Genomic DNA, 13,360 nt, shown 5'->3' with positions numbered 1-13,360 from the left:
AAGCTCAGGTCATCGTCGGCTGTGCGGGCGCGCCAGGGCGAGCCGTGAGAGGCCGGCTCGTCTGGCTTTCATGACCCCTCAGAAGCGCACCACGGCGTCGTAGGCGGGCTTGGGGTTGTGGTTGACGTCGAAGAGCAGGGGGAAGTCCTTGCGCCCCGAGCTGAACTCGGAAAGCCATGTGTTGTCGTCCGCGATGCCCCAGAAGGTGACGCCCGTGATGACGGACTTGTACTTCCGGAACAGCTCGAAGAACTCCCGGTAGCGCGCGGCCTGCTTGGCCTTCAGCGCGTCGGTGAAGGTCGCGGTCGTGTAGAACGTGCTCTGGTTGTACGTCACGCCGGGGATGTACAGCGAGAGGTCGAGCTCCGTGACCTGCACGTCCAGGCCGAGCGACGAATAGAGCTTGATCGCCTCCTCCATGTTGGCCACGTTCTGGTGATACGCCTGGTTCGTGGTCACCGTGGAGGGCTCGATGTTGAGGTGGGCTTGCAGCCCGACGCCGTGGACCGGCACGCCCTGATCGAGCAGGCCCTTGAGCATGTTGTAGATGCCCTGCTGCTTCGCGGGGATGTAGTTGTAAAAGTCGTTGTAGAACAGCTTGGCGTCTGGATCGGCCTCGTGCGCGGCCTTGAAGGCCTCCGCGATGTAACTCTCGCCGAGGATCTCGTGCCAGCGGCTCCTCTGGCCATCGGCCAGGTTGCCCGTGCGGTACGAGCCGTCCTCCATCATGGCCTCGTTCACGACGTCCCACGCGTAGACCTTGCCCCGGAAGTGACGCACGACGTTGCTGATGTGGTTTTTCATGCGTGTCAGCAGGGTCTGCCTCGACACGGTGCCGCCAGAGCCGTTCGAGAACAGCCATGCCGGGTTCTGGCTGTGCCAGACCAGGGCGTGCCCGCGGACCTTCATCTTGTTCGTGACCGCGAAGTTCACGATGCGATCCGCCGCGTCGTAGGTGAAGCTGTTCTCGTTCCTCTGGAGCGACTCGAACTTCATCTCGTTCTCGGCGGTGATGCTGTTGAAGTGCGTCTTCAGCAGCGCGGCGTGCGTCATGTACGACTGCGAATCCACCGCTGCCCCGATCGGGAAGAGGCTCGCGTACTTCTCCGCGAGGTTCTTGGGGGGGCCTTCATCGGGCATGCCGCCCGTGCCCTCGCCGCCTGTCCCCGCGCCGCCCGTGCCTCCGGACGTAGCGCTGTCCGTGCCGCCGCCTCCACCCTCGTTCGTCTCACCCCCACCGGCCGACGTGCCGCCGCTGCCTCCAGCGTTGCTGCCGCCCGCGCCACCCCCGGCGCTCGCCGATGTTCCGCCCGTTTGAGCCGTGCTCGCGGTGCTGCTGGTGGTGGTGGCGCCCGTGGTCGCATCGTCGTCCGGAGCCGACGTGGACGAGGTGCAGGACCAGAGCAGGCAGCTGAGCAAACCAATCGAAATCAGATTCTTGCGCATCGGTGCGATCCCTCGGACGCGCACCTTACCCGATTGATGCCGGCGACAGCGAGTCAGGGCGTCCAGTACCGTTTGTTTGGTAATTCTAATTACAAAGTGTCTTGGTGTAGGTGTTCTTTTCTCCTTCCGCGCGCGGGTGAACCCGGACGGGATCCAGCGTTCTCGTGAATGTGCTGTCGCGCTGGCACAACAGAGCGGGCTGGGTGGAGGAGGCATGCGCGCGAGGGATGAGTTGCGAGGACGATGGCGATCGGTCCGCGGCTCGCGCCTGCTGACAACGGCAGCCGTCGGCGGCCTGAAGCATCCCCTCGAATTTCGGGAGAGCTCACAGGGAGGCGGGGAGAAGGGGAGTGAAATCCCACAAATCTCCCCGTCTCCCCGCCTCCCTGTTCAATTTTTCGCAAAGTGCCAATAAAGTGAGGGATTTGTCAGCTGGCGACCTCATCTCCTGGCCTTCGCCCGCGCCGCAGGCGCCTTCGCGGCTCCACCGCTCTTCGCCTTCGCCCGCGCCGCAGGCGCCTTCGCGGCGCCCGCCTTCCCGAAGCGCACCTCGAACGTGCTGGCGTCCTCCTCCATGAATCGGAGGAGCGCCTCACCTTCCTCGGCGAGCTGCTCGCGCGCCGCCTTGCCGAGCGCCTCGAACGGCTCGAGCACGAGCGCGGCCGTGGCCTTCTTCCGCTCGATCGTCCATGTGCCGGCCACGAACCCGTCCACGAGGAACGTCGGCAGGATGCGCAGGTTGGCGGACAGGACGATCCGCGGGCGATGCTCGTCCGCGATGACCCGCGTGCGGTCGTCGTGCGCCAGCAGGAGGTTGTCGTAATCGGGGAGAAACCGGGCCGGCGCGGCGGTGTCCGCGGGCGGCCGCGGCGCGTCGGGCAGGTCGAAGAGCTCCCGGCCGCGCTCGTCGCGGAACACGCAGAGCTGCTCTCGCAGGGCGTGGAGCACCTCCTTGACGCGGGTCAGGCCGGACCACGTTTGCACGTCGGCCGCTGTCGCCGGGCCGAACGACGCGAGGTAACGGAGCACGAGCGCCTGCGGCGCGCCGCTGTCGCGGAGCGGTTTGCCGAGCCAGGACACCGCCGGGGCGAAGTCCGCCGTTCCCGGATATCCCCACGGGGTCTCGCCGGGCACCTGGACGACCGGCAGGTGCATGCGAACCGCGAGCGCCATGGCCCGCACGTCGCCGCCGGCGTGGAGCTCGGCCAGGTGATCGCGCAGCTCGTCCATGGTCCGCGGCTCCGCGTCGAAGTACGCGCGCGCCTCGGCGACCAGCCCGGCGATGTCGAGGGCGTCCGCGCGCTCGCGGAGGACCGACCGCATCCCGGCGTGGAGCACCGGCGCGATGACCGGGTGCAGAGCCAGGTAGTCCCTTGCGCTCACGAGGTGCAGCGTGCCGCGCAGGAACGGCGCCCGGACGACCTCGCGGCGCACGACGAGCTGGACGAGCTGCTCGCGCCGGAACGCCGCGATCCGGGACCAGAGCCCGATGAACGGCGGCCGAGCCAGCTGGGCCTGGAGGGCGATCAGCCGCTCGATCCCGTGGACGGTCGAGGTCTGCTCCCGCGCGAGCAGCATCTGTCGCGTGAGCGTGGCCCGGTTGAGGTCTCTTCGTGTCAGCGTCGGGGCGGGCATGCAGCCCGCGAGCTTACTCGAAACGAGGTTCGCGCTCCACGGGCCGCATGGGGCTATCCGCCACCTGGAGGACCTGGCCCGTGATGGAACGGTGTCGTCAGGGATTGAACGTGGCGACGAAGATATCGTCACGCCCCGCGTAAGGGATCGGGCCCGTGCCGAAGTCCACTGGCGTGTCCGTCGAGCCGACGATCGCGACCGTGCCGTTCGGAGACAGGACGATGTCCTCCACTGTAATGTGGGAGATACTGCCCGAAAGCGGCTCGAAGTCGACCGACCAGAGCTCTGTCCCGCTCTCGTCGAGCTTCGCGAGCCCGCCGGCCCCTGCGACGAACATTCCGCCGGAAGGATCGAGCAATATCCTTTCGTAGAAGGGAACCGAGCGGCTGAAGACAACCTCCCCGGCAGCGTCCAGCTTGAGCAGCACGGTTGTCAAACTCTCGCCGTCGCCAAAGTCGACGGTTCCATCCGTGATACCTGTCACGAGGACTTCGTCCGCCGCATTGACCGCCAGTGAGTAGGCCCACCGCACTGGGTCAAGCGAACTGGAAGCGAACTCCCGTCGCCACAGCAGAGCGCCCGTCGGATCAAGCTTGGACACGGTAAAATCCCCCCAGCCGAGGTTCATGCCGTTGTGGAATGTTCCGGTCGACACGAGCACATTGCCGGCGCTGTCGACCGCGAGGCCGCCCCCTCCCCGCCCGGTGTCGTAGTATCCTGGCAAGCCTGTTGTCCATAGGAGGGCGGCACCTCCGGCGCTCACCTTTGCCAGATGGTAGAACTCCTCGATGAGGTAGAGCATGTACACATTGCCCGCGCCATCGACGGCCGTCCGCTGCACTCTCCAAGGAGTGAATACGGGGACTCCGACAAAAAAGCCGTTGCTCCACACGTGATTGCCTTCGGGATCGAATTGGGCCGCGAACAGCGCGGAGCCTTCGGCTGGCGGAATCCGGCCCCCGCCGAAATCCGGGCCTGGCTTGAAGGGCATTAGATCGCCGCCGTAGACGCCGGTAAGAAAGATGTTTCCGCTTCCGTCGACGGTCATGGTTGCGCTTCCATCGAAAAACTCGGTCCCGAAGCGCCTGCTCCAGAGCGCCGCGCCAGCGGGATCGAGCTTGAGGAGGAAGATGTCCGATCCCCCTGCGCTCGTGAGAGGTCCGGCGCCGAAGTCGACCGTTCCTGCGAAGTCACCCGAAACGTGGTAGTTGCCCGAGGCGTCGCTCACGATGGACCTGCCATGATCGTAGCCAGGGCCGCCGTATCCCCGTGCCCACGGCGGGAGCCGAGGGCAATGAGGCACACCGTCGCAGCTCTCGTCCACGGGCGTGGCGCAGCGCTCTGCAGCGGGAGTCATGTCACCTGTGCAGGGGCCGTACCCGAGACCATCGGAGCGACAGGCCTGCGTCCCGGTAGCGCACTGGCCGATGCCAACGGTCCCGGCGGGGCCGGTGTAGCAGACGAGGACCGAGCCCGGCGTGCACGAGCCTGGCATGCCGCCGCCGCCGCCCTCACCGGAGCTGCCACCCGCGCCGCTGCCGCCCGCGCCGCCGCCGCCGCCCGCAGCTTCGCAATCGCCCTCGCCTTCGTCGCAGACATGGTTGAACGTGGCGACGAAGACATCGCGACCCGCCGTATAGGGGATCGGGCCGGTCCCGAGGTCCGCCGGTCCGAGCATGCTTCCGGTGATCGCGACCGTGCCATTCGGTGAGATCGCGACATCCTCCACGAGAGGATCGAAGTCGACCGACCACAGCTCCGTTCCGCTCGCGTCGAGCTTGGCAAGGCCGTGCCCGGCGGCGAACAATCCACCCGCGTGATCCAGGCTGATCTTGTCGCCGAAGCGAACCGAGCGGCTGAGGAGATGCTGGCCTGCAGCATCCAGCTTCACGAGCACGGGCCCTTCGGGAAGCACGCCGCCGCCGAAGTCGATGGTCCCGTCCGTGAAGGCCGTCACGACGACCTCGTCCGCCGCGTCGACCACCACCGAGGCGGCCGCTGCCACCGCGGATCCGCCGGTCGAGCTGGACGCGAACGATCGTCGCCACAACAGGACACCTGCCGGCGCGAACTTGGAGACGGTGAGCTCGAGCGGACCGGGGTGCAGCTCGGTCGTTGGGCTCTCGTTCGCCACGAGCACGTTGCCGGCGCTGTCGATCGCGAGGCTCGCTGCTCCATTGACGACGTCTCCTGACAGAGTCTCTCGCCAGGAGAGCGCGACACCTCCGGCGCTCACCTTCGCTAGATAGGTGGTATCGTGGAGAGTGTAGGTGTGATCGGTGAGGCTGTAGAGCACGTATGCATCGCCGGCGACATCGACGGCGACCTGCGCTACCTTCCCGGGGAAGGCGCCAAGTACGCCGGCCTGGAACCCGTTGCTCCAGATGTGGTTGCCTTCGGGATCGAATTGAACGATGAAGAGCGCGACGCCCTCAGCGGCCGTGATGGGATTCCCTCCGAAGTCTGGGCCTGGTTCCCAAGGATATACATAGCCGCCGTAGAGGCCAGCGAGGAAGATGTTTCCGCTTGCATCGATGGTCATGGCGGCGCTCTCGTCTTCGAACTCGGTCCCGAAGCGCCTGCTCCAGATCACCGAGCCAGAGGGATCGAGCTTGAGCAGGAAGATGTCCGACTCCCCTGCGCTGGTCAGAGGTCCGGCGCCGAAGTCGATGGTTCCTTCGAAGTCGCCCGAGACGTAATAGTTGCCCGAGGCGTCGCTCACGATGGACAGGCCGTTGTCCTGACCTGGACCGCCGTATCCCCGCGCCCACGGCGGGAGCCGAGGGCAATGGGGCACGCCGTCGCAGCTCTCGTCCACCGGCGTGACGCAACGCTCTGCGACGGGCGTCACGTCACCTGTACAGGGGCCGTAGCCGAGGCCATCGGAGCGACAGGTCTGCGTTCCGGTTTCACATGCCCCGATGCCAACGGTCCCGGTGGGGCCGGAGTAGCATGCGAGGACCGAGCCGGGGACGCACGTGCCTGGCACGCCGCCGCTGCCGCCGTCACCGATGCTACCGCCCGCGCCGCCGCCGCCTACGCTGCCACCGCTCTCACCGGTGCTACCGCCCGCGCCGCCGCTGCCCGCCACGCTGCCGCCGCCGCCCGTACCGTCGCTTCCGCTGCCGCTCACGGAGTCGCAGCCGCCTGCGCTACCATCGCGGAGCGCGCCATGAGCGCTTTCCGCTCCAGCGCCGCCGTCGTCCACCGCGCCTCCACGCACAGCCGGCTCGCACGCCGTGGAGGCCATGACGGCCGCGATGATCGAGGCGGTCGAAGCGCCTCGGTTGGGCTTGAATGACACTGAAGCCATTCCCTCAAAGTCTCTTGTCATGCCCTCTTCGTTGCTCGGCGGAGGCCGCTCGTTCATGCTGGACGAGCGGCTCGCGCCGGAACGCCGCGAGCCGCGATCAGAGCCCGATGAAAGGCGGCCGCGCCACGTCAGAATCGATAAAGGACGTTGTCCTTGTCGCCAGCGACATAGATCGTCCCGGACGGGCCCACGGCGACGCCGCTCAACGCATAGGTCGGCACCGTCCCCGTGATCGCCTCGAGCCCCACCTTGAGGTGCTTCTTCACGATCCAGGTGTCCCCCGTCGACGGGTCGACGCGCAGCAGGCGGCGCTTCCCGACCTCCACGACGAGCAGGGTGCCGTCCAGATCGACCGCCATCCCCTCCGGCTGATCGAGGCCGTCGGCCACCACGAGCGGCGGAGAGAGCGTCACGCCCCCTGCCGCCACCTGGAGGATCTGGCCCGTGGCCCAGTCGGCGGCCCAGAGGTCGCCTCCCGACACCGCGAGCCCCGAGGGCACGGTCATCGGCGCGAGCGTCACGGGGCCGCCAGCCGTCTGGCGGGCGACGCGCGCCGCGCCCGGCCCCGCGCCGAGCTCGGCCACCACGAGATCTCCCTGGAACCGGACCGCGTTGAGCGGCGAGACGAAGTTGCTGTACGTCTCGAGGACCGTCGCCGTCGCCGGGTCGTAGGTCTGAACCACGCTGCTGAACCACGCTGTCAGGATCAAGTTCGAGCCGTCCGCCGACACCGTGGCAGGCGCGTGAAACTCCGACTGTCCGAGGAACGACCGCTCGACGCTCAGCAGAGCGCCCGTGTCTCCATCGAACTTCCGCAGCGACGCCAGATCGCCCACATAGACCGACTCGACTCCTCCTTCGGTCGTCACGGCCACGCCGCCGGGCATGATCATGCCGCCCGGCATGATCGTGCGCTCCTGGCCGTTCGGCCTGATCCGGACGATGAAGCCGTCGCTGGCGCTCGACACGTAAAGATTGCCCTGCGGGTCGAAGGCGAGGTTGTCGAGCCCGGGCGTGAGCTCCGCGATGACCTCCGTCTCGCCCGTCTCGATGTCGACCCGCACCACCTCGCCGTTCTGATCGACCACGTGGAGCCGGCCGAGGCCGTCGAACTTGGCCGCCGCGGGGATGAAGAAGCCGTCCGCGACCGTCTGGAGGTCGCACTCCACCTCCGGGTCGACAGCGCCGGTGCAGGAGTCCACATCGATGCTGATCACCCTGCCTTGCGTCCAGATCGGCCCGTACAGCCTGCCGTCGGGCCCCCAGTCCATGCCGTTCAGGAAGCCGAGGTTGCTCGCGATGTGGCGCGGCGGATCCGACAGCTCCGGATCGACCTCGTAGAGCCCGTCACCGAAGAAGTCGAGCGCCACGAAGAGCCGCCCCGTATCGGAGAACGTGATGGGGTTGACGCCCGGCGCGACGAACTGCTGGGTGATCTGGCCGGACGGCGCGTGGCGCACGACATTGCCAGGGATGAGCGACGTCCAGTAGAGCGAGCCATCCGGGCCGAACGTGAGGTCGTCCGGGCCATCGATCCCGTCCGACGCGTCGAGCCGATCCACGATGGCTCCGCTCTTGCGGTTCACGATGGCGATCTCATTGCCAAGGAAGCTCGCGACGTACAGCCGACCATCCGGCCCCACATTCATCCCATTGGTGCCGTGCATCGGCGACCCCTCGGCGAGGACCGGCCGCTTCGCATGCGCCGGCGGCGAGGCTCCCAGAAGCACCGTGCCAGCGAGCACGAACGCAAAAAGCCTGTGCATAAGCTCTCCCTTCAGCGCCGCACCTGGACCGGCACACCCAAGGATCACGATGACGTCGGGCGCGAACCCAGCGCGACGGCGCGAACCTCCGGCGGACTTTGTAGTCACGCGGGGCTGTTCTGACGCTAACATAATCAAGAGACTTCCCCAAGCATAAAATTCGAGCAATGGATGCGGGCGCGCCGGCATCGTCAGCGTCGTTGGCGTCGCCGGCGTCGCCGGCGTCGCCGGCATCGTCGGCATCGTCGGCATCGTCGGTTCCCGGGCGGCCATCCCGCGCGGCGCGCGCCGCGTGACACCCGAGCCGGCGTGGTGGTATGCGTCGGAGTCGATGGCTGCCAGCATCTGCCTGCCGGCGTACAACGAAGTCCGCACCATCGAGGCGACCCTCACCGAGCTGTCGCGGCTCGGCCCCGAGGTGGACGAGATCCTCGTCTGTCTCAACGGGTGCACGGACGGCACCGAGCGCGTCGTCGAGGCGTTCCGGGGGCGGGAGCCACGGCTCGCCGTCATCGAGAGCGAGCTCGGAAAGAACAACGCATGGAACGCCCTCGTGGCCCGGGCGCGCAACCGTCGCCTCGTGTTCACGGACGCGGACGTGCGCCCCGCCGAGGGCTCCATCTCGGCCCTGCTGCGCGCCCTCGGGCGCTCGCCACACGCCGCCGTCGCCGCGGCCTTCGAGCAGCCGCGCGGGGCGCCGCCGCCGCCGCTCGGCACCGTCCTGCGCCTGCTGACGACCAGCCTCGGTCAGGACTACATCTCCGGTCGCCTCTATGCCATCGATCGCGATCGGCTGGGCGCGGTGATGGCCGATCGTGGGCTCCTGCCCGCCGGGGCGCTCCCTCGGCTGCCCGTCGACCTCGTGACCGAGGACTCGTGGCTCACGGCGCTCGTCGCCGGCGACGCGCTGGTCGTGGTCCCCGAGGCGCCCATCCACTTCGAGGTGGACAGCATGGCCGACGTGGTCCGCGCGCTGGCGCGCAATGCCGCGGCGAGAGAGCAGCTCCGCTCGAGCTACCCGGAGCTCTACCGGCGCGACGGCGCCCGCCTGCTCTCGGCGCAGTCGGCGCCAAGGATCCTCCTGGACCGGCTGAGAGCGGCGCCGGGGCCTTTCGCTGTCACGCGCGGGCTCGGAGGGATGGCCCTCAGGGCCGCGATCCACCGCGTGCTCGGAGAGCGGATCCGGGCGCAGCGCGATCGCATCCTGGCGGACGTCAGCGCCGGCCGCGGCGGGCGCGTCATGGCCACCTCCGGCCGCCTCCCGTCGAAGGGCGGCTGAGCGCCCGCCCCGGCAGGGCGCCCCACCGGGCGTCAGACGCGCGGGCGGAACCAGTCGATCGTGCGATCGAGGCCCGAGTCGAGATCCACCACAGGACGCCAGCCGAGCAGCTCGGTGGCCCGGGAGATGTCGGGCCTGCGCCGATGGGGATCGTCGATGAGGGCATCCGTCATCGTCAGCTTCGCGCGCCCGCCGGTCTTGCGGATGATGAGCTCGGCGAGGTCCTGCATCCTCGTCTCGGCGGGATTCCCGAGGTTGACCGGCCCGGTCAGGTCCTTGGCGTTCATCACGCGGACCAGGCCCTCGATGAGGTCGCTGACGAAGCAGAACGAGCGCGTGCGGTGGCCTCCGCCGTACAGCTCCAGCGCCTCGCCGCGCAGCGCCTTCACCACGAAGTTGGCGATGACCCGGCCGTCGTTCCGGTCCATGTTCGGACCATAGGTATTGAAAATGCGCACGATGACGGTATCGACGTTGCGGGTCTGGCGGTACTCCCAGAAGTACGTCTCCGCGACCCGCTTGCTCTCGTCGTAACAGGCCCGAGGCCCGATGGGGTTGACGTTCCCCCAGTAGTCCTCGTGCTGCGGGTGGACGAGCGCGTCGCCATAGACCTCGGAGGTGGAGGCCTGCAGGACCCGGGCCCCCAGCTCCTGCGCCAGGCGGAGGACGTTGATCGCGCCGAACACGTTCGTGTTGAGCGTGTGCACCGGATCAGCCCGGTACTTCACGGGCGACGCCGCGCAGGCCATGTTGTAGATCTGGTCGACCTCGAAGCGGAGCGGCTCGCTCACGTCGCAGCGGTGCAGCTCGAACCGCGGGTTCTTCTGCAGCGGCCCGAGGTTCTCGTCACGCCCCGTCACCATGCTGTCGACGCAGATCACGTGGTGCCCGTCCGCCAGGAGCCGCGCGCAGAGGTGCGACCCGAGGAAACCAGCCCCACCCGTGACCAGGATTCGCTTGCTCGCACTCATCGGAAAAATACCTCCTTGACGCGCTGTTCGGTAAAGCTCTGGGCCGTGGCGCCGTGATTGGTCGAATTCCTCTTACCATAGGAAATAGGTATTACAAAGACCGGATGACATCTGGAGGCGAGTTCCTTATCATGCAGCCCGTGCACCGCTCACCTCGTTACCTGGGCTCGCTCGTCCGCGCAAAGCTCGCCCGCGAAGCGCGTCCCATCTGGGTGGATGTGTGCGTCACCAACCGATGCCACCTGAGCTGCGAGTACTGCTACGGCGACTACCACCACCGGCACGACGACATCGGACAGCTCAAGGTCGAGCAGCTGTTCGCGATCGTGGACGAGGCGGCGGCGCTGGGGACGGCGGTCCTGACGCTCACGGGCGGCGAGCCGATGCTGCACAAATCCATCGGCCGCATCGTCGAGCGGGCGGTGAGCCGGGGGATCTCGGTGGGAATGGTCACCAGCGGATTCCGCGTCAAGGAGCGCGTGGATGAGCTCGCCAGCCTGAGCTCGATCGTCGTGAGCGTCGACGGTCCGGAGCCGATCAACGATCTGAACCGCGGTCAGGGGACCTTCGCCGTGGCCATGGGCGCGCTCGAGGCGTGCCAGGCGCGCGGCATTCCGCGCATCGTGAAGGCGGTGCTGAACCGCCGGAACAAGGACCAGGTGCCCTGGCTCCTCGATCTGGCGGGCCGCTTCGGCGCGCGGCTCGAGGTCGTCATGACCTACGCCCCGCAGTCCGATCGGCAGCTGCGCATGCACGGCGACAACTCCCTCGACGCGGGCGAGCGGCAGGCCCTGGCGGACGCGCTGCTCGAGCACAAGCGCCGGGGGGCGCCGATGGTCTTCCGCGAGCGCGTCTGGGAGAACATGGCGCGCTGGTGGCAGCACCACGGCGGGGATCGCGTCACCCCGGAGGAGCGGCGGGAGCGCTTCGAGTACCTGCCGTGCAGCGCGGGCCGGTACTACGCCTTCATCGACGGCGACGGCCGCATGTACCCGTGCAACCAGCGGCTCGCGGACTTCCCCGCCAGGAGCGTGCTCGAGGTCGGCGTCCGGGCCGCGTGGGAGCACCTGCGCGATCACGGCTGCTTCGCCTGCGCGGCGCCGTGGCTCAACCAGCAGCACCTCGTGAGCAGCGAGCGGCTCCTCGCGCGCAGCCTGGGGCGCGATCTGCTGGCGCGGGTCGCGCGTGCCTGAGCGGACGCTCGCCATCGTCGTGCTCGGCGGCTCGCGCGGGATCGGGCGGGCCATCGTCGCGCGCGCGCTCGCGGAGGGGCACCGGGTGTTCGCCGGCGCGCGGGACGAGCGCGCGCTGCTCGCGCTAGAGCAGAGCGCCGCGCCCGAGGACGCCGGCCGGCTCGGCACGGGCGCGGTGGACGTCGGCGACGACGCCTCCCAGCGCGCCTTCTTCGGCGCGGCGCGCGCGTTCCTCGGCGGGATCGACGTCGTCGTCAACAACGCCGCCCGGGAGGGCTACGGGCGCCTCGACGAGATGGCGCTCGAGGAGGTCGAGGCGATCGTCCGCACCAACCTCCTCGGCGTCATCCTGGGATGCCGGCACGCGGCGCAGGTGATGGGGGGCGGCGGCGGCCACATCATCAACGTCGGCTCCGAGGTCTCGTTCCGCGCCGTGCCCATGAAGAGCGTCTACTGCGCCACGAAGTTCGCCGTCCGCGGGCTGAGCGACGCGCTCGAGCTCGAGCTCGCGCCCCGGGGGATCCGGGTCTCCCAGGTGCACCCCGGGTGGGTGGACACGGGCCTGCACGAGGACGAGCGGCGGCGCCGGGGCTCGGTGTCCCGGCCGCACGACGGCGGCGTCCCGGTGGAGCGGGTCGCCGAGAGCGTGGCCGCGCTCTGGCGCGCGCCGCGGGCGCAGGGCGGCGCTCCGCTGCGGCTCCGCCTCCGCAGCGTGGTGGGAGAGCTCTTTCCGGCGTGGGCGCGGTGGCGGACGCGCCGGGCGTTCGGGGAGCAGCTGAGAGAGGGCTGAGGCGAGACGGCAGGGCGGGGGAGCCGCCGCGACGCCGGACCGGAGACCACCAGGAGGTTTTCTTGACCTGTGCAACGACGTCCTTCCCTCGAGGTGCAACCGCGCCGCCTGCTCCGCTCGATCCGGGCGCGCCCGTCGTCGTCGAGGGCCTCGACGCGGTGGGGGAGGTGCTGCGGCAGGCGCGCGGGCGGGCGCAGGCGGTCGCGATCGCCTCGCGGGACCTCGAGTGGCTCGCGGCGCGCCTCGGCCTGTCGGAGCGGACGGCGGAGGGGCTCCCGGTGGTCCGGTTCGGCTCGGGCGAGCGGGGCGGCCTCGACGCCGCGGCCACCCGGGCCGTCGAGCGGCTCGTGGCCCTGTCGGTGCTGCTCGGGGGCGCGCCGCTGTGGCTGACGATCGCGCTGCTGATCCACCTCGAGTCCCCGGGCGGGCCGTTCCACATCGCCCCGCGCGCAGGGCTGCGCGGGAAGCCGTTCCGGTTCTTCAAGTACCGGACGATGCGGACGCAGCGCCGGGACGGCGAGGACCGGGGCGACGCCGCGCGGCTCTCGGTCATCCGCGGCGAGATCCCCGGCTTCGTGCGCGACGACGGGGTCGTCATCCCCAAGGACCCGAGGGATCCGCGCGTCACGCGGCTCGGCGGCGTCCTGCGCTGGCTGTGCCTCGACGAGATCCCCCAGCTCCTGCACGTCCTCACGGGCGACATGGCCCTCGTGGGGCCGAGGCCCTACCCGACGGCGGAGTTCGACGCGCTCAAGCCGTGGCACCGCCTCCGGACCGAGGGCCGGCCCGGGATCACCGGCCTGTGGCAGGTCGTGGCGCGCAACCAGGTGACCTTCGACCAGAGCGTCATCCTCGACATCTACTACCTGACCAACGCCAGCTTCTGGGGCGACCTGAAGATCATGGCGATCACGCCGCTGCGCATGCTCTTCGGCGTGGGGAGCTACTGACGCCGTGCGCCGGGCGA

9 protein-coding genes are annotated in these 13,360 nt (G+C 69.0%); 4 read left to right on the top strand and 5 right to left on the bottom strand.

What is annotated here, in order from left to right; all coding sequences use genetic code 11:
* Positions 1-78: 78 nt before the first annotated feature.
* The 4 genes from WMF44_RS35530 to WMF44_RS35515 all read right to left on the bottom strand — a co-directional run bounded on the left by WMF44_RS35530 (position 79) and on the right by WMF44_RS35515 (position 8,160).
* Complete coding sequence (locus tag WMF44_RS35530) at positions 79-1,446, bottom strand: endo-1,4-beta-xylanase (RefSeq protein ID WP_437294479.1); 1,368 nt, start codon at positions 1,444-1,446, stop codon at positions 79-81.
* A 441-nt stretch (positions 1,447-1,887) separates the two neighbouring features.
* Positions 1,888-3,081 carry a winged helix DNA-binding domain-containing protein gene (locus tag WMF44_RS35525; RefSeq protein ID WP_437294478.1) on the bottom strand — a complete coding sequence of 398 codons (1,194 nt, stop codon included), beginning with the start codon at positions 3,079-3,081 and terminating at the stop codon, positions 1,888-1,890.
* A gap of 97 nt (positions 3,082-3,178) precedes the next feature.
* Complete coding sequence (locus WMF44_RS35520; protein WP_437294477.1) at positions 3,179-5,803, bottom strand: outer membrane protein assembly factor BamB family protein; 2,625 nt, start codon at positions 5,801-5,803, stop codon at positions 3,179-3,181.
* A 719-nt stretch (positions 5,804-6,522) separates the two neighbouring features.
* Entirely contained in the window at positions 6,523-8,160 is a 1,638-nt protein-coding gene (locus WMF44_RS35515) for a hypothetical protein (RefSeq protein WP_437294476.1), read from the bottom strand.
* Between the two features lie 331 nt (positions 8,161-8,491).
* Between WMF44_RS35515 and WMF44_RS35510 the strand changes: the two genes are divergently transcribed.
* Positions 8,492-9,439: a glycosyltransferase family 2 protein gene (locus tag WMF44_RS35510; protein ID WP_437294475.1), complete on the top strand. Its 948-nt coding sequence runs from the start codon at positions 8,492-8,494 to the stop codon at positions 9,437-9,439.
* A 32-nt stretch (positions 9,440-9,471) separates the two neighbouring features.
* Here WMF44_RS35510 and WMF44_RS35505 read toward each other — a convergent pair whose 3' ends face one another.
* Positions 9,472-10,410: a UDP-glucuronic acid decarboxylase family protein gene (locus tag WMF44_RS35505; protein ID WP_437294474.1), complete on the bottom strand. Its 939-nt coding sequence runs from the start codon at positions 10,408-10,410 to the stop codon at positions 9,472-9,474.
* A gap of 104 nt (positions 10,411-10,514) precedes the next feature.
* Between WMF44_RS35505 and WMF44_RS35500 the strand changes: the two genes are divergently transcribed.
* The 3 genes from WMF44_RS35500 (at position 10,515) to WMF44_RS35490 (ending at position 13,343) form a co-directional block, all read left to right on the top strand.
* The gene (locus WMF44_RS35500) at positions 10,515-11,603 is read left to right on the top strand and encodes a radical SAM protein (protein ID WP_437294473.1); all 1,089 of its coding nucleotides are present in this window, start codon (positions 10,515-10,517) and stop codon (positions 11,601-11,603) included.
* A complete protein-coding gene (locus WMF44_RS35495) occupies positions 11,596-12,393 on the top strand; it encodes an SDR family NAD(P)-dependent oxidoreductase (protein WP_437294472.1) in 798 nt (265 codons plus the stop codon). The genes WMF44_RS35500 and WMF44_RS35495 overlap by 8 nt, the downstream gene beginning before the upstream one ends.
* A 62-nt stretch (positions 12,394-12,455) precedes the next feature.
* The gene (locus WMF44_RS35490) at positions 12,456-13,343 is read left to right on the top strand and encodes a sugar transferase (RefSeq protein ID WP_437294471.1); all 888 of its coding nucleotides are present in this window, start codon (positions 12,456-12,458) and stop codon (positions 13,341-13,343) included.
* The last annotated feature ends 17 nt before the right edge of the window (positions 13,344-13,360 follow it).

Source organism: Sorangium sp. So ce426, from assembly GCF_051475585.1.
GTDB classification, from domain to species: Bacteria; Myxococcota_A; Polyangia; order Polyangiales; family Polyangiaceae; genus Sorangium; species Sorangium cellulosum_B.
This window is presented reverse-complemented; position numbering and strand designations above follow the sequence as displayed.